Consider the following 16,057-nt stretch of genomic DNA (forward strand, 5'->3'; position numbering starts at 1 on the left):
GGAATCGTGGCCGTCCTCGTCGGCTCATGTTGCACCGCAAAAAGCAGGCAACATCATGGCGCCCGCTCGACGCGGCAATCGCGTATGGCGCGCTCGTTACCGTTCCCAGTCTTCCTTGGCTGCCTTCGGGCCGTCGCCGAGCTTGCGCTCCGTCGTCGGCAATCAAATCCGGATAAACCGAGTCACTTCAAGCCAACAGGTTCCGAACCCTTTGGACAAATGGGTAGTATTCGGCAGATCATAACCACTTCGATCCGCCCGTCTTCAGATGGGACCAAGAAGATTGTTTCCTTTTCTTTGGTAACTAAAATTGCAGATCCGGAGGTGATGTAGAGATGAGCCCCATCTTCCAACTGCTTCTTTATGTCATTGGGATCAACTGAAGGCCCAGTCTTACCAAAAACTCCGTAGACTGCTTCTAATTGGCTTGAAGACCCTGATAAAGCAGTTACCTGAGGCTTGTACCCTGAAAGATCACCCAGGAAACTGCTCTGCGCGAACGCCAAAGAGCAATTCGCTAAAAGCGCGAATAGTGCTAAGATATATCCTTTCATTTCGGCACTCTCCTTGTTTGAAGAACAAACCAAACACCTATGCAGAAAATCCCAACAAACCCAGCGACCAAGTCGATCCAAACAAGAACCAACAAATACTTTCGATGACAATTCATAAAAAATGTAGCCGGCTCACCATCCGTCGGCAGCTTGCAACCGCTAAAAGGTGTAGTACGCAACAGTTCCACCGAAAAATTAAGAGAGACGTTCTGAGCAACAAATCCAGCAACGACCATTGCCAAGCCACTAATACCGGCGGCCAGTATCAGCTTTACGTTGGCAATCTTTGCAATTCCATCATCGCTCACCAGTCCGAACGCCCTGACTATAAGGAAAATAGCAGCACCAAAAATCGCGCCTCCAAGTGAGGACGTCGTTTCAAAAAAACGAAGATACCCCTCCAACGCTGCTTGCAAAGTATCGGAAAGCTCACTCTTCACCTGCCCTCCAATTGCTGAATTACGCAACCCTAGGAGAGGATATACTTAGTATACAATTAAAAAAAAGAGCTATCTGAAGGATTCAGAAATTAGTGCCGTCATGCGAACAGGTGGATCTCTGACTGATCCGACCTTACCGCTCCCAGTCTTCCTTCGCCGCCTTCGGTCCATTGCCGAGCTTGCGCTCGAATTCGGCGGCCTCGGCTTCGGACATGCGGACGTCCAGGGTGACGGAACCGTCCTCGTTGTCCTCGCGGCCGTCGACGACGGCATTGCTGTAGACCCAGGAGACGATGGAGAGCTGATCCGCCGGTATGACGATCGAGGTTTCGGTGAGCACGCCGGAGAGACGTTTCGAGATCTCGTCCATCAGGGCATCAACGCCCTCGCCCGAGATCGCCGAGACCGCCATGACGTTCTCGCGACCAGCAGCGCGCTCGGCAATCGCCTCATGGGCTTCCGGGTCGAGCCGGTCGATCTTGTTCCAGACCTCGATGATGCGTTTGGCGGCTTCCTTCTCGTCGATGCCGAGATCGGAAAGGATGCGCATGACGTCGCCGGCCTGGGCGGCGTTGTCCGGGTCGGACATGTCGCGCACATGCAGGACGAGATCGGCTTCCAGCACCTCTTCCAGCGTGGCGCGGAAGGCCGCGACCAGATGGGTCGGCAGATCGGAGATGAAGCCGACCGTATCGGAGAGGATCACCGTGCGGCCATGCGGCAGCTTCATGCGGCGCAGCGTCGGATCGAGCGTCGCAAACAGCATGTCTTCGGCCAGCACGCCGGCACCGGTGATGCGGTTGAACAGCGTCGACTTGCCGGCGTTCGTATAACCGACCAGCGCCACGATCGGGTGCGGCACCTTGCGGCGCTTGGCGCGGTGGAGCTGGCGGGTGCGCACGACCTGTTCGAGCTCGCGCTCCAGCTTGACGATGCGCTCCTGCAGCAGCCGGCGGTCGGCCTCGATCTGGGTTTCACCCGGGCCGCCCATGAAGCCGGCACCACCGCGCTGGCGTTCAAGGTGGGTCCAGCTGCGGACCAGACGGCCCTTCTGGTAATTCAGATGCGCCAGGTCGACCTGCAGCGTGCCTTCCTTGGTGGAGGCGCGGCGGCCGAAGATTTCGAGGATCAGGCCGGTCCGGTCGATGACCTTGGCCTGCCATTCCTTTTCGAGATTACGCTGCTGCACGGGCGTCAGCGGATGGTCGACGATGACGAGGCCGGCATCGTGCTCGTCGAGCAGCGCCTTGATCTCCTCGATCTTGCCGCTGCCCATCAGCGTGCCCGGACGCGGCTGGCTGATCGGCACGATCAGCCCCTGCATGATCTCAAGGTCGATTGCCTTGGCAAGGCCGATCGCCTCTTCGAGGCGGGCTTCGTTGGAGCGCTGCGGTGCGGGCGCCTGGCTTGCATCGCCCTGCCCCGCCTTCGACCGTCCCTGCTTGAGGACCGGCACGATGACGAGTGCGCGCATATCGTCCCGGTGCTTTTCAGCCTCCGGGACCATGGATTCGTTGGAAGTATCGCGATTTGAAATCTGTTCTGTCCTGTTAGGCCGCATTCTCTTCGGTTTCGAACATCTGCATGGGCTGGCCCGGCATGATGGTCGAGATCGCGTGCTTATACACGAGCTGAGAGTGGCCGTCACGGCGAAGAAGGACGCAGAAGTTGTCGAAAGAGGTTACGACACCTGTCAGCTTGACCCCGTTGATCAGGAAAATCGTCAGGGAAATCTTCTGCTTGCGAACGGTATTAAGAAATAAATCCTGCAGGTTCTGAGAACGTTCCGCCATAGCGCCGCTTCTTTCTTTTTTGCCGGCCGATAGCCGGGATCATGATCAAGCTTGATAAAAGACGACCGGAAAGCGCCCCGTGCTTTCCCTTCCCCGATGTTTGACTATCAAATCGCCGTCTTTTCCGCAACGTCGAAAAAGGCGTCGCGAATACTTGACGACACGGTGCCCGGATGGCCGTTGGCGACCGGCTTGTTGTCGATTTCGACGATGGGCACGCAGATTCCGGTGGCGGAGGTGAAAAACACTTCGCGGGCCGCCAGCATCTCCTCCGTCCCGAACTCGCGCTCCACCACCTTGAGGCCGAGCTTCTTGGCGACATCGATGAGCGTCGTGCGGGTGATTCCCTTGAGGATGCCGTGTTCGGCCGGCCGGGTAACCAGCTCGCCATCCCGCGTCACGATCCACACGTTCGAAGAGGCGCCTTCCATGACGATGCCGTTGCGGTCGATGAAGATCGCGTCCTGGGCGCCGGCCTCCTTCGCCTGCTGCTTGGCGAGCACGTTCGGCAGCAGGCCGACCGTCTTGATGTCGACGCGGTCCCAGCGGTTCTCGGGCAGCGTGATGACCTTGATACCGTTCGCATATTTCTTCGCGGCAGCGGAGGGATCGGTGCTTTTGGCGGTAATCGTGATGGTCGGCGGCGTGCCTTCGGCGGGGAAAAAGTGATCGCGGCGGGCGGCACCGCGGGTCACCTGCATGTAGAAGATGCCGTTCGTCACCCGGTTGCGGCGCAGCACCTCGCGGATGACGAAGGTCAGTGCGGCGCGGCTCATGGGCGACGCCATCCTCAGTTCGCTCAGCGACCGGTCGAGGCGGTTGAGATGCCGGGTCAGATCGACGATCATGCCGTGACGGACTTCGCAGACCTCGTAGACGCCGTCCGCGAACTGGAACCCGCGATCCTCCACATGCACCGCGGCTTCGGAATGGCGAACATATTGTCCGTTCACATAGGCAATTCTCGACATCGATATCCCCTGCTCTTTCAGAAACGCTGGTCAGAAATACTGGATGGAAACGCGGAAAAGCTGCTCCACATGGCGCACGGCTTCGGCGGTGGCAAACAGCACCACCCGGTCGCGCGCCTTGATCTTCGTGTCGCCGTTCGGGCGGATCACCGCCTCGCCCCGGTATATGGCGCCGATACGCACGCCGTCGGGCAGGTCGAGTTCGCGGAACGGCCGGCCGACCAGCGGCGACGTTTCCAGCGCCTCTGCCTCGATGATCTCGGCCGCCCCGTTCTGCACCGCATAGACCGAGCGGATGCGGCCCTTGCGGACATGCTGCAGCACGCGCGAGATCGTCACCGCGCGCGGATTGATCTGCGCATCGATGCCGAGCGCGTCGGTGACCTGATGGAACGAGGTGGAGTTGATCAGCACGAGGTTCGACTTGCAGCCGAGCGATTTGGCCAGGACGGCGCCCAAAATGTTGATCTGGTCGCTGTTGGTCAGGGTTATCATCAGGTCCGTGTCCTGGATATCGGCCTGGGTCAGGATGTTCTGGTCGAGCGCCGAACCGTGCAGCACGATCGTGTTGCGCAGCTTTTCGGAGACGACCAGCGCCCGCTCGCGGTCGCTCTCGATGATCTTCAGCCGCGTTTTCGGCTGGTGTTCCTCGATGGTTCGGGCGACGTAATATCCGATATTGCCGCCGCCGGCGATGATGATGCGGCGCGCCTCCTGCTCCTCGTGGCCGAACAGGCCGAGGGTGCGGCGGATGTGTTCGCACTGGCAGACGACATAGGCGAGATCGCCGACTTCGAGCTGATCGACGGAGCGGGCGACGGTCAGGACGCCACCCCGGACGATGCCGACCACCGTCGCCATCAGGTCAGGGAAGAGATCGGAGAGCTGATGCAGTGGCGTCGCGACGACCGGGCAGTCCTCCATGCACTCGATCGCCACCATGGCGATGTGATCGTCGGCAAAACGGACGACATCGGTGGCGCCGGGAAAGGAGATCCGTCTCAGCACCATCTTGCCGACCTCGATCTCCGGCGAGATCGTCACGTCGATCGACATGTTCTGGCGGCTGAAGAGATCGGCATATTCCGGCTTCAGATAGTTCTGGGCTCGGATGCGGGCGATCTTGGTGGGCACGGAAAACAGCGCCTGCGCGACCTCGCAGGCGACGATGTTCACCTCGTCGTAGAGCGTCACGGCGATGATCATGTCGGCGTCCTCGGCACCGGCCTTTTCCAGCACGTCCGGATGGGCGCCGTGGCCGACATAACCCTTGACGTCGAGGGTTTCGGTGATCGCGGCGATCAGGTTCGCCGAGGTATCGATGACGGAGACGTCATTGTCCTCCTGAGACAGCCGTTCGGCAATGCCGTAGCCCACCTGTCCCGCGCCGCAGATAATCACTTTCATAGGCTACACACCGAGCGATTTCAGCTTGCGGTGGAGTGCCGAGCGCTCCATTCCGACGAATTCCGCGGTGCGGGAAATATTGCCGCCGAAACGGTTGATCTGGGCGATCAGGTAGTCGCGCTCGAACATTTCGCGCGCTTCGCGCAGCGGCAGCGTCATGATGTGGTAGTCGCCCTTGGCGGAAACCTTGGGCAGCATGTCGCCGAGATCGGTCGGCAGCATGTCGGCGGAAATTGGCGAATCCGGGCCGTCGGAGCGGGCGAGGATCATCAGCCGCTCGATATTGTTGCGCAGCTGGCGGATATTTCCCGGCCAGTCATGGGCCTGGAGGACCGCCATGGCATCCTCGCCGATCTTGCGGGGGCGGATACCGGCCTGTTCGGAAATCTGGCGCATGAACATGTCGACGAGGAACGGAATGTCCTCGCGACGCTCGGCCAGCGCCGGCACCTTGACCGGCACGACGGCCAGACGATGGTAGAGATCCTCGCGGAACGAACCGTCGGCGATCAGGCTTTCGAGATTGTAGGCGGTCGACGAGATGATGCGGACATCGACCTTGACGCGCTTGGAACCGCCGACGCGCTCGAACTGCTGATCGACCAGCACACGAAGGATCTTGTTCTGGGTCTCGCGCGGCATTTCGCCGACCTCATCGAGATAGAGGATGCCGCGATGGGCCTCTTCCAGTGCGCCGATCTTGCGCGCCTGGCCGGGGCCACCTTCGGTGCCGAACAGCGCGATCTCCATGCGGTCGGGCGTGATCGTTGCGGCGTTCAGCGCCACGAACGGACCGGCCGCGCGTGAAGAACGCTTGTGGATCATCCGCGCCACCAGTTCCTTGCCGGAACCGGAGGGGCCGAGGATCATCACGCGGCTGTTGGTCGGCGCGACCTTTTCGATCGTCTGGCGCAGCTGCGAAACGGCAACCGAGGTGCCGACCAGTTCGGCCGCGTCGCCAGTGCGCTTCTTGAGCTCGGTCACCTCGCGCTTCAGCTTGGAGTTTTCGAGCGCCCGCTCGGCGATCAGGATCAGCCGGTCGGCCTTGAACGGCTTTTCGATGAAGTCAAAGGCGCCGCGCTTAATCGCGGACACCGCAGTCTCGACATTGCCGTGGCCGGAGATCATCACGACGGGCAGATCGGGATGCCGGCTCTTGACTTCGTCGAGCAGCGCCAGGCCGTCGAGCCTGGAGCCCTGCATCCAGATGTCCAGGAAAACCAGCCGCGGCACACGATCGGATATCGCTGCCAGAGCGCTATCGCTGTCGTGCGCCGTGCGGGTTTCATGGCCCTCATCGGACAAAATACCTGAAACGATATCGCGGATATCCGCCTCGTCATCTACGACCAGAATATCAGACGCCATAAGCCAATTCCTTGTTATTATCCGTTCCCGGCACCGCCGCCTGCTCCAGATGCGGCAGCAGCACCCTGATCATGGCGCCCTTGCCATGATCGAAATCGGCGGGAGCATCGTGGAGTTCGAGCTGCCCGCCGTGTTCTTCGATGATCTTCTTGACGATGGCGAGCCCCAGACCGGTGCCCTTGTCGCGCATGGTCATGTAGGGCTCGAGGATGCGGTGCCGGTTTTCGGTCGGAAGACCGCTGCCATTGTCGATGATGTCGACCACATAAGTGTCGCTGGCCTCATCGTAGACCGAGCGCACCTTGACCTTTCGGCCATCGCGTTCCTGATCGCTCGGGACCGCCTCGATCGCCTCGACGGCGTTCTTGATGAGGTTCCCGAAGGCCTGGCCGAGCATCCGCGCATCGAACATGCCCTTCAGCGGCTCGTCACCCAGCTCGCGGATGAAATCCACATGGGTCGTGCCCATTTCGCGCAGGAAGATCGCGTCGCGCAGGATATCGCGCAGGTCGGCCTCTTCCTTGGCGGGTTTGGGCATGCGGGCGAAGGAGGAAAACTCATCGACCATCCGGCCGATATCGCCGACCTGACGCACGATCGTATCGGTGCACTGGTCGAAGACGGCGCGGTCGTCCTCGGCGATCTGCTTGCCGTAGCGACGCTTGAGGCGTTCGGCCGAAAGCTGGATCGGGGTCAGCGGGTTCTTGATCTCGTGGGCGATGCGGCGGGCGACATCCGCCCATGCGGTCGAGCGCTGGGCGATGACGAGATCGGTGATATCGTCGAGCGTCACCACGTAGCTGTCATGGGCGGCGCGCTGTTCCTCGCGGGTAACCTGGACCGACAGCGTCCGCTCCTTGCCGCCGCGGATCAGGTTCACATGCTTGCGGAACTCGCCGCGGGCTCTGCTGCGCGCCTCGGTCAGGACCTGGTCGATTTCGGGGGCGACATCCTGCAACTTCTCGCCCATCAGCTGTTCGGCGGGAACGCCGAGGAAATGCTCCGCCGACGGATTGACGATGGTAATGCGGCGGTCTTCCTCGACGCCGATGACGGCGGCGGTGACGCCCGACAGCACTGCCTCGATGAAGCGGCGGCGGTCGTCGACTTCATCCTTGGCCTCGAGGATCTCGTCGCGCTGGCTGCGGATTTCCGAAATCATCTTGTTGAAAGTGCGCGACAGGCTGCCGACGTCGCCATCGGCGGCGCGCACCGGCACCACGACATTGAGATTGCCGGTCGCCACGCTGTCGGCGGCGCTGATCAAGAGCCGGATCGGCCGGACGATGCGGTCGGCGACCGCGATCGCGGTCCAGATCGCCGCGAGCAGCACGATCAGCGCAAAACCGAGGTAGAGCACGGCAAAGGCGATCTGCAGCGAGGTGCGGCCGGCCTCCATCGCCTGGTATTCGGCGGTGTTCTCCTCCATCAGGCGCATCGCCGAGATGACCTTCGGATCGACGGCGCGGATCGTATAGAGATAGGAGCCCGGAATGGCGTCGAGCTTGATGACGGCGCCGACGAGGTTGGTGACGCCTGGCGGGATCAGGGTCGGCTGGCCGGCCGCCGCCGTCTTCAGCGCATCCTCCGGAATCGCCGGCAGCGGCTTTTCCGTCTTGATGTCGGCCTGGACGATCGCCTGCCCGTCTTCGCGCACCAGGAAGGCTCCGAGCATGCCGCGGCCCCGCGCCTGGCGGGTCATCAGGTCCACGAACCCCGTACGATCGAGATAGAACATCGGCCGGTTGCGCTCGAGGTCGTTCGACATCGACACGGTCTGGCCCTGAAGGTAGCTGGCATTCTCGAGCATGTAGGCACGTGCCACGTCCTGGGACGACTGCACGATCGACTGCGTCCGCAGCGAAAACCAGCGATCAAGGCCGACATTGAGCGTGAGGCTGGCGAAAATCGCCACCAGGACGGCCGGCGTGATCGCCACGATCGAGAACAAAACGACGATACGGACATGCAGGCGGGCGGCGGCACGGCCGCGGTTGCGCGCCTTCACCAGCCGGACGATCTCGCGGCCGATCAGATACATCAGGCCGAGGATGAAAAGCGAATTCAGTGCAGCCGAGGCGATCACGACATTGGTGGTCGGGGCGATCGGCGTCAGGCCGAGCAGGATGAACAGCGTCACCGACGCGCAGATCAAGGCTCCGCCGGCGAGCAGAAGGCCGGGGAGCGCAAACGACGCGCGCCGATCCTGCACTGACACCGCTGGCTCGTCTTCGGCCGTCGGCGCTGTTACGCCTTCCGTCATCGAATCCACTCCGATCCCCAAAACCCTCGCGGGAGATCGATCCAACCCGGTCAGACCGGGCGAAGCGACAGCCACTTTCCAGAAAAGGGCTGGCCCTACCCCATCAACGGCCGCCACTCCGTCGAGCCTTCACCAAACCCTGCGTGACCTTTAAGCAACGCAATGTGGCGAAAATGCAACGATGAGCGGATGGTGTCAAGCAGTCGGGAACAAACTAACCATCAAGCGCCACGAGAGCTGCGATAGACCGAGACGCCCAGTTCCCGGATCTTCTTGCGAAGCGTGTTGCGGTTAAGGCCGAGGAGATCGGCCGCCTTGATCTGGTTGCCGCGGGTGGCCGTCAGCGCCGCCAGGATGAGCGGATATTCCAGTTCCGTCAGCACGCGATCGTAGAGGCCCGGCGGCGGCAGGTTTTCGCCGAAGCTCGCGAAATAGGTGCGCATGTTTTCTTCCACGGCCTGCGCGATGGTGAGCGAACCGCTGCGGGTGCCCATCTTGTCGATCGGGCTGTCGGGAACATCCGAGCGCAGTTCCGATTCGATGATCTCGCGGCTGATGACCTCCTGCGGATAAAGCGCCATCAGGCGGCGGACGAGGTTTTCCAGCTCGCGGACGTTGCCCGGCCAGGCATAGGCCTTCATCAGATCCAGCGCTTCGCTGTCGAAACGCTTGGCGTCCAGCCCTTCCTTTTCGGCCATCTGCATGAAGTGGCGAACGAGGTCCGGAATGTCCTCGGCGCGGTCGCGCAGCGGCGGCAGGCGCAGCGGCACGACGTTGAGGCGGTAATAGAGGTCCTCGCGGAAGAGGCCCTGATTGATCAGGTGCTTCAGATCCTTGTTGGTGGCCGCCACGATGCGCACGTCGGTGCGGATGGGCGTCCGGCCGCCGACGGTGGTGTATTCGCCCTGCTGCAGGACGCGCAGGAGACGCGTCTGGGCGTCCATCGGCATGTCGCCGATCTCGTCGAGGAAAAGCGTGCCGCCCTCGGCCTGCTCGAAGCGGCCGGTGGAGCGGTTCTGGGCGCCGGTAAAGGCGCCCTTCTCGTGGCCGAAGAGTTCCGATTCGATCAGGTCGCGCGGAATGGCGGCCATGTTGATGGCCACGAACGGACCGTTGCGGCGCTTGCCGTAATCATGCAGCGCGCGGGCGACCAGTTCCTTGCCCGTGCCGGACTCACCGGTGATCATCAGCGTCAGGTCGGTCTGCATCAGGCGCGCCAGCACGCGGTAGATTTCCTGCATGGCGGCGGAGCGGCCGACGAGCGGCATGCCGTCCTGCATGTCGTCGTCGAGGCGGGCAGGCTTGCGCTTCGGCTCGGCGAGCGCCCGGCCGATGATGGCGATCAGCTCGGTCAGGTCGAAGGGCTTCGGCAGATAGTCGTAGGCGCCTTTCTCGGACGCCTTGATGGCGGTCATGAAGGTGTTCTGGGCGCTCATGACGAGTACGGGCAGCTCGGGCCGCGCCTTCTTGATGCGCGGCAAAAGGTCGAAGGCGTTCTCGTCGGGCATGATCACGTCGGTGACGACAAGGTCGCCCTCGCCGGCCGAGATCCAGCGCCACAGGGTGGCGGCATTGGAGGTGATGCGCACTTCATAGCCTGCCCTGGTCAAGGCCTGGTTGAGAACGGTGCGGATGGCCGCGTCGTCGTCGGCGACAAGGATCGTGGCAGTCATTTAACGTTTCCTGTGGAGTTCAAGGCGCGGCCGTCCATGGCCTCTTCCTTGTGCATGGGCATCAGAACACGGAATATCGTCCGGCGCGCCTGGCTGTCGCATTCGACGATGCCGCCATGGCCGCCGATGATCTTGGCGACCAGGGCGAGGCCCAGGCCGGAGCCGTTCGTCTTGGTGGTGATGAAGGGATCGAAGAGATGCGGCACGAGATCGGTCGGAACGCCCGGGCCGTTGTCGATGACGCAGAATTCGAGCGGCAGGGAAATCTTGTCCCGCGTGCCGGCAACCGAAAGCTTGATGCCGGGGCGATAGGCGGTGGTCAGCATGATTTCGCCGTCCGGCTGGTCGCCGACGGCTTCTGCCGCATTCTTGATGAGGTTGAGGAAGACCTGCACGAGCTGGTCGCGGTTGGCGAAGACCGGCGGCAGCGACGGGTCGTACATTTCGGAAATCTTGATATTCCGCGCAAAACCGGCCTTGGCGACCGCCTTCACGTGATCGAGCACCGAATGGATGTTGAGGGCTATGCGATCGACCGGCCGTTCGTCGGAAAAGACTTCCATGCGATCGACCAGCGAGACGATCCGGTCGGTCTCGTCGCAGATGAGCTGGGTCAGCGCCCGGTCGTCGTCGGGAACGACACTTTCCAGAAGCTGGGCGGCGCCGCGAATGCCCGAGAGCGGGTTCTTGATCTCGTGGGCGAGCATGGAGGCCAAACCGGTCACCGAACGAGCCGCGGCGCGATGGGTGAGCTGGCGGTCGATCTTGTCCGCCATCGACCGCTCCTGGAAGACGACGACCACCGAACCCGGCTCGCTGACAACAGGCGCAACATAGAGATCGACCAGCTTGTCCTGGCCGAGACGTGGCGACGACAGGTCGACGCGGTATTCGTTGACGGGCGCCTTTCGCTCGCGCACCTGGTCGATCAGGGCGAGCAGCGGGCTGCCGAACGGAATGAAGGTGGAGATCTTGTTCTTGGCAAGATGGGAGGCGCTGGCGCCGAAGAAGGCCTCCGCCTCCCAGTTCGCGAACGCGACCTTGCCCGCCGCATCGACCAGGATCACCGGGTTCTGCACCGAGTTGAGGACAGCCATGGCGAGCGCGTTGCCAATCGTGGCATCCTGCGCCTGGGACTTGCTCATGCGGCCTCCTTCTGAGCGGCGGCGGCTTGCCCGCCAAGCGCTGCAATCATCCGGCGCGAGACATCGGCCGGGTCTTTCGAAATCATGATGGCGGCCTTTTCTTCGACCGGCAGATCCACTGCATAGCGATCGAGATACCAGCCGAGCTGTTTTCGTGCATGCCGAAGGCCGGCCTCGCGGCCGTAGAGTTCCAGCATCGCTTCATAGTGTTCGACGACCAGATCGGGTATCTCGGCCGGCGACGGCGCGGCATGACCGGCAAGCCAGCCGATATGCCAGGGCCTGCCTTGCGCGCCGCGGCCGACCATGACCGCATCGGCGCCGGAGCGCGAAAGGATACCTTGAGCATCCTCGGGCGTTTCGACATCGCCATTGGCGATCAGCGGGATGGAGATCGCCTCGCGCACCGCGCGGATCGCATCCCAGTCCGCCCTGCCCTCGTAGAACTGCATGCGGGTGCGGCCGTGGATGGTCACCAGCCGGACGCCGGCCTGCTCGGCGCGGCGGGCGATCTCCGGCGCGTTGATGGAGTTTTCGTCCCAGCCGAGCCGCATCTTCAGGGTTACGGGCACGCTGACGGCGTTGACGGTCGCCTCGATCATGGACAGCGCGTGATCCGGATCGCGCATCAGCGCAGAGCCGGAATAACCGCCCGTTACCTTCTTGGCCGGACAGCCCATGTTGATGTCGATGATGTCGGCGCCGTTATCGGCGGCGATCTTCGCGGCCTGAGCCATCGGCTGCGCCTCGCGGCCAGCAAGCTGGACCATGTGCGGCGAAATGCCGGCGCCCTTCAGCCGCGCCCATGATTCGCCGCGGTTGAGAATGAGTTCACCGCTGGCAACCATTTCCGTCACCACGAGCCCGGCTCCATAACGCCAGGCAAGCTGCCTGAACGGCAGATCGGTGACGCCGGACATCGGTGCCAGGACGACGCGATTGCGAATGGCGACAGGCCCGATCTGAAAAGGCTTGGCGAGATCTTGAAAACTCAAATGATGATCTTTCGGGCACATGAGGTAGTTGCACTATTTTTATTCAGGTCTCGGGCGTTTGCCAAGAGCAATTCCGGAACTGCGTTATTTTTGAGCGGCGTGCTGGAATTCAGGCTTTTGGTCCTATAGTTCTGCGCCTGTCAATCCAAAACGAATTACGGGTCGGGGACGACAAATCCATGACAATCGGTTCCAAGACAATCGGTATCGTCATCGTCGCCGCAGGCCGCGGGGAACGGGCAGGCTCTCCTGAGGACGGCCCCAAACAGTACAGGCGGATCGGCGACAGACCGGTCATTGCCCATACGCTCGAACGGTTTCTGACCTGGCCCCGCAGCGGCCCGATCGTCGTCGTCATCCATCCGGACGACGAAGCGCTGTTCGCCGCGGCGACCGTTGGCGTCAGGGGGGCGGCGGGCGTGATCACCACGTTCGGCGGCGAAACACGGCAGCGCTCGGTCTATGAAGGGTTGCGCGCCCTTTCCGGTACCGAGGCCACACACGTGATGATCCACGATGCGGCGCGACCCTTTGTCGACCACGGCGTGCTCGAGCGGGTGGCGCGGGCGCTCGACGAGGGACAGGACGGCGTGCTGCCGGCCGTTCTGGTCAGCGACACGCTGAAGCGCGGCGGTTCCGACGGGCTGGTACACGAAACCGTACCGCGCGCCGGCCTTTATGCCGCCCAGACGCCGCAGAGCTTTCTTCTCTCCGAGATCCGCACCGCCCATGAAAAGGCGGCGGCACTGCGGCGCGAGGATTTCACCGACGATGCTTCGATCGCCGAATGGGCCGGCCTGCCGGTGACGCTGGTGGAAGGATCGGTCGACAATATCAAACTCACCGTGAAGCGGGACATCGCCATGGCCGACGAAAAACTCTCGCGGAACCGGGCCACGGCCACCCTCCCCGACGTGCGCACCGGCAACGGCTATGACGTGCACCAGCTGGAGCCCGGCGATGGGATGACGCTCTGCGGCGTGTTCATTCCGCACGACCAGAAGCTCAGCGGCCATTCGGATGCCGATGTCGCGCTGCATGCGTTGACAGACGCGTTGCTTGCCACCTGCGGTGCCGGCGATATCGGCGACCATTTTCCGCCGTCCGACATGCAGTGGCGTGGCGCGCCGTCGAAGATCTTCCTCGACCATGCGGCAAAGCTCGTCCGCGAACATGGCGGCACGATCATGAATGCGGATATCTCACTGATCGCCGAAGCGCCGAAGATCGCCCCGCACCGCCAGGCGATGCGCGAGACCCTCTCCGAGATTCTGGGCATTTCGCTCGATCGCTGCTCGGTCAAAGCGACCACCAACGAGAAGATCGGCTTCATCGGCCGCCGCGAGGGTATTGCCGCCATCGCCACGGCGACTGTCGTTTATCGCGGAGACGCCGCGTGAGCCTGTTTCCCGCCGATATCGAGGACCAGGCCAGGCGGATCATCACGGATTTTACCGCGCGCGGACTGATGGTCTCGACCGCGGAATCCTGCACCGGCGGACTGATCGCCGGGGCGCTGACGGAGATTTCGGGGTCGTCGGCCGTCATCGATCGCGGTTTCGTCACCTATACGAACCAGGCGAAGATGGACGTGCTCGGGGTAACCGCCGCCACTCTGGCGACGCATGGGGCGGTATCGAAGGAAACGGCGCTGCAGATGGTGCATGGTGCGCTTTATCGCTCACAAGCCGCCGTGGCGGTCGCGGTGACCGGGATCGCGGGACCCGGCGGCGGATCAGCGGAAAAGCCGGTCGGGCTGGTGCATCTGGCTGCGAAAAGCCGATCGGGGAAAATCCTGCACCGGGAAATGCGCTACGGCGATATCGGCCGAACCGAGGTCAGGCTTGCAACGGTGCGCACTGCGCTCGCGATGCTGACCGAGGTGGCCGCTCAGGCATAGATCTTGTCGGCCCGGGTCTCGAAGGCTTCGGCGAACATGCGGAAGGCGCGGTCGAACATCGAGCCCATCAGGGCGCCCAGGATCATGCTCTTGAATTCGTAATCGATGTAGAAATGCACGATGCAGCCCTCCGGGCCGGCATTCGGCGAGCCGTCGGCCGCCGGCTCGAAGCTCCAGCGGTTGTCGAGATATTTGAACGGTCCCTCGATATATTTCACGTCGATGATCCGCTCCGCCGGGTTGAGCAGGACCTGGGTGGTGAAGGTCTCCCGGATCGCCTTGTAGCCGACTGTCATGTCGGCCACGAGAAGCGTCTTGCCGTCGCGCTCCTTGGAGGAACGTACGGTCAGCGCTTCGCAGAGCGGCAGGAATTGCGGATATTTTTCGACATCGGCAACGAGCGCGTACATCTTTTCAGCGCTGTGCTTGACGGAACGGCGGATTTCGAACTTTGGCATGATTTTCAGTTAAGCGCCCGCTCCGACAAGATCAAGAAGATCGCGCATTTCACGACGGGATTTCAACACCAGAACCGGCTTCCGGCAACGTGCGCCGCCAACCCGGCAAGTACGCGCGGGCCATAAACCTTCTCCCAGGTCCAGACGAAGCGGAGGAAATCGAAATCTATCTTCTCCGGGCAACCAGGTGCCATCTCCGGACGGATACCGCCCCTGTTCGCGATCCAGCGGCTGAGGATACCCCAGACGCACAGCCAACGCGGCATGCGCACCCAGATGACGAGATCGCTGCGCGGCACGCGAATGTCGAACGTAGAGGTATTGGTGCCGTCCATGATCCAGCGTTCGCCGGCGGTCAGCGCGACGATGAGCCGGTGCTGTTCCGGTTTTTCCCTCTGCACCCAGCCCGGCAGCCAGAGCACGTCGCGATCGATCGAAATATAGGCGAGCCCGAAGCGGCGGGCGATCTTCTGCGACAGCGTCGATTTACCGCCACCGGAACAGCCGACGACCAGGATTCGGTCGGCATTCCGGACCTTGTCGGCCGCTGCCGTAATTCCTACGTAACGGATCGCATTCGGGCCAGATTCTATGTCCATCATGATCTCCCGTGAATCAGGATCGCGGTATTGTGACTGGCGGTAGCCGCCGATGATGACAGGAGGATTTCAATGTCAGGCAGACGACGCTATAGAGATTGCCGAATGCGTTTGTGACAGGCCGTCGACAGGGCCTCAAATCGGCCGGTTCAACCGCCAGTCAATTTGTTGATGTCAGATGGCATTCAGATTGATAAGATTTAATGTAGGATCTATTCGGTTGCATGATCTATTGCCGCTCACGAGCGTACAATAGCAATCTTCAACCGACACCAGAGCGGGCGCACCCGAAAGAAGCATCCATGGACGATTTCTCGCAGATGATAAAGCTGCTCGAATCCGCAAAGCAGCTCGCAGACATGAACCAGCTCCCGATGCTGGTCTATCTTATTGAAATGGCGAAGAGTGAGGCGCGCGGACACCGTTTCACGCTGCGCGAACGCCGGCGTGGCCAGGACAGACACGAAAAGGTTCAGGCCGCCGAATAAGAC

Annotated in this window: 15 protein-coding genes and 1 pseudogene; 3 read left to right on the forward strand and 13 right to left on the reverse strand. The window is 62.0% G+C overall.

Annotation, left to right across the window (positions count from 1 at the left end):
- Positions 1-182: 182 nt before the first annotated feature.
- From ABCW43_RS01885 to dusB, 11 genes are all read right to left on the reverse strand, one after another.
- Complete coding sequence (locus ABCW43_RS01885; RefSeq protein ID WP_345921880.1) at positions 183-554, reverse strand: hypothetical protein; 372 nt, start codon at positions 552-554, stop codon at positions 183-185.
- The gene (locus ABCW43_RS01890; protein ID WP_345921881.1) at positions 551-994 is read right to left on the reverse strand and encodes a hypothetical protein; all 444 of its coding nucleotides are present in this window, start codon (positions 992-994) and stop codon (positions 551-553) included. The genes ABCW43_RS01885 and ABCW43_RS01890 overlap by 4 nt, the downstream gene beginning before the upstream one ends.
- A 133-nt stretch (positions 995-1,127) precedes the next feature.
- Positions 1,128-2,468 (reverse strand): GTPase HflX, encoded by a 1,341-nt coding sequence (hflX, locus tag ABCW43_RS01895; RefSeq protein WP_445738885.1) that lies wholly within the window; start codon positions 2,466-2,468, stop codon positions 1,128-1,130.
- A gap of 76 nt (positions 2,469-2,544) precedes the next feature.
- Entirely contained in the window at positions 2,545-2,787 is a 243-nt protein-coding gene (gene hfq / locus ABCW43_RS01900) for an RNA chaperone Hfq (protein WP_007757453.1), read from the reverse strand.
- Positions 2,788-2,894: 107 nt separating this feature from the next.
- Positions 2,895-3,758 carry a D-amino-acid transaminase gene (locus tag ABCW43_RS01905; RefSeq protein WP_345921883.1) on the reverse strand — a complete coding sequence of 288 codons (864 nt, stop codon included), beginning with the start codon at positions 3,756-3,758 and terminating at the stop codon, positions 2,895-2,897.
- 30 nt (positions 3,759-3,788) lie between these two features.
- Positions 3,789-5,165 (reverse strand): Trk system potassium transporter TrkA, encoded by a 1,377-nt coding sequence (trkA, locus tag ABCW43_RS01910; RefSeq protein ID WP_345921884.1) that lies wholly within the window; start codon positions 5,163-5,165, stop codon positions 3,789-3,791.
- A gap of 3 nt (positions 5,166-5,168) precedes the next feature.
- Positions 5,169-6,533 (reverse strand): nitrogen assimilation response regulator NtrX, encoded by a 1,365-nt coding sequence (ntrX, locus tag ABCW43_RS01915; RefSeq protein WP_345921885.1) that lies wholly within the window; start codon positions 6,531-6,533, stop codon positions 5,169-5,171.
- Positions 6,523-8,796 (reverse strand): sensor histidine kinase NtrY-like, encoded by a 2,274-nt coding sequence (locus ABCW43_RS01920; RefSeq protein ID WP_345921886.1) that lies wholly within the window; start codon positions 8,794-8,796, stop codon positions 6,523-6,525. Before ABCW43_RS01920 ends, ntrX begins: the two co-directional genes overlap by 11 nt.
- 221 nt (positions 8,797-9,017) lie before the next feature.
- Positions 9,018-10,469: a nitrogen regulation protein NR(I) gene (gene ntrC, locus ABCW43_RS01925; protein ID WP_046606310.1), complete on the reverse strand. Its 1,452-nt coding sequence runs from the start codon at positions 10,467-10,469 to the stop codon at positions 9,018-9,020.
- Complete coding sequence (locus tag ABCW43_RS01930; RefSeq protein WP_345921887.1) at positions 10,466-11,614, reverse strand: two-component system sensor histidine kinase NtrB; 1,149 nt, start codon at positions 11,612-11,614, stop codon at positions 10,466-10,468. The genes ntrC and ABCW43_RS01930 overlap by 4 nt, the downstream gene beginning before the upstream one ends.
- A complete protein-coding gene (gene dusB / locus ABCW43_RS01935; RefSeq protein WP_345921888.1) occupies positions 11,611-12,630 on the reverse strand; it encodes a tRNA dihydrouridine synthase DusB in 1,020 nt (339 codons plus the stop codon). Before dusB ends, ABCW43_RS01930 begins: the two co-directional genes overlap by 4 nt.
- A 158-nt stretch (positions 12,631-12,788) precedes the next feature.
- Between dusB and ABCW43_RS01940 the strand changes: the two genes are divergently transcribed.
- Both ABCW43_RS01940 and ABCW43_RS01945 read left to right on the forward strand, forming a co-directional pair.
- Positions 12,789-14,009 (forward strand): bifunctional 2-C-methyl-D-erythritol 4-phosphate cytidylyltransferase/2-C-methyl-D-erythritol 2,4-cyclodiphosphate synthase, encoded by a 1,221-nt coding sequence (locus ABCW43_RS01940; RefSeq protein ID WP_345921889.1) that lies wholly within the window; start codon positions 12,789-12,791, stop codon positions 14,007-14,009.
- Positions 14,006-14,509, forward strand: a complete 504-nt coding sequence (locus tag ABCW43_RS01945; protein ID WP_345921890.1) for a CinA family protein — start codon at positions 14,006-14,008, stop codon at positions 14,507-14,509. The genes ABCW43_RS01940 and ABCW43_RS01945 overlap by 4 nt, the downstream gene beginning before the upstream one ends.
- Here the strand turns inward: ABCW43_RS01945 and ABCW43_RS01950 are convergent.
- A complete protein-coding gene (locus tag ABCW43_RS01950) occupies positions 14,500-14,967 on the reverse strand; it encodes a type II toxin-antitoxin system RatA family toxin (protein WP_345921891.1) in 468 nt (155 codons plus the stop codon). The two genes, ABCW43_RS01945 and ABCW43_RS01950, sit on opposite strands and share 10 nt — an antisense overlap.
- 9 nt (positions 14,968-14,976) lie before the next feature.
- A pseudogene (locus ABCW43_RS01955) lies at positions 14,977-15,566 on the reverse strand (P-loop NTPase family protein).
- A 302-nt stretch (positions 15,567-15,868) separates the two neighbouring features.
- Here ABCW43_RS01955 and ABCW43_RS01960 point away from each other — a divergent pair.
- Entirely contained in the window at positions 15,869-16,054 is a 186-nt protein-coding gene (locus ABCW43_RS01960; RefSeq protein WP_210009814.1) for a hypothetical protein, read from the forward strand.
- Positions 16,055-16,057 lie beyond the last annotated feature (3 nt).

The sequence above is a fragment of the Neorhizobium tunisiense genome (assembly GCF_039631515.1).
GTDB lineage: Bacteria > Pseudomonadota > Alphaproteobacteria > Rhizobiales > Rhizobiaceae > Neorhizobium.

Coding starts and splice junctions, on each gene's coding strand:
- ABCW43_RS01905 (WP_345921883.1), bottom strand. CDS start 3,758: ATGTCGAGAATTGCCTATGTGAACGGACAATATGTTCGCCATTCCGAA.
- trkA (WP_345921884.1), bottom strand. CDS start 5,165: ATGAAAGTGATTATCTGCGGCGCGGGACAGGTGGGCTACGGCATTGCC.
- ABCW43_RS01930 (WP_345921887.1), bottom strand. CDS start 11,614: ATGAGCAAGTCCCAGGCGCAGGATGCCACGATTGGCAACGCGCTCGCC.
- ABCW43_RS01920 (WP_345921886.1), bottom strand. CDS start 8,796: ATGACGGAAGGCGTAACAGCGCCGACGGCCGAAGACGAGCCAGCGGTG.
- ntrC (WP_046606310.1), bottom strand. CDS start 10,469: ATGACTGCCACGATCCTTGTCGCCGACGACGACGCGGCCATCCGCACC.
- ntrX (WP_345921885.1), bottom strand. CDS start 6,533: ATGGCGTCTGATATTCTGGTCGTAGATGACGAGGCGGATATCCGCGAT.
- hflX (WP_445738885.1), bottom strand. CDS start 2,468: ATGCGCGCACTCGTCATCGTGCCGGTCCTCAAGCAGGGACGGTCGAAG.
- ABCW43_RS01950 (WP_345921891.1), bottom strand. CDS start 14,967: ATGCCAAAGTTCGAAATCCGCCGTTCCGTCAAGCACAGCGCTGAAAAG.
- ABCW43_RS01885 (WP_345921880.1), bottom strand. CDS start 554: ATGAAAGGATATATCTTAGCACTATTCGCGCTTTTAGCGAATTGCTCT.
- dusB (WP_345921888.1), bottom strand. CDS start 12,630: ATGTGCCCGAAAGATCATCATTTGAGTTTTCAAGATCTCGCCAAGCCT.
- ABCW43_RS01940 (WP_345921889.1), top strand. CDS start 12,789: ATGACAATCGGTTCCAAGACAATCGGTATCGTCATCGTCGCCGCAGGC.
- ABCW43_RS01960 (WP_210009814.1), top strand. CDS start 15,869: ATGGACGATTTCTCGCAGATGATAAAGCTGCTCGAATCCGCAAAGCAG.
- hfq (WP_007757453.1), bottom strand. CDS start 2,787: ATGGCGGAACGTTCTCAGAACCTGCAGGATTTATTTCTTAATACCGTT.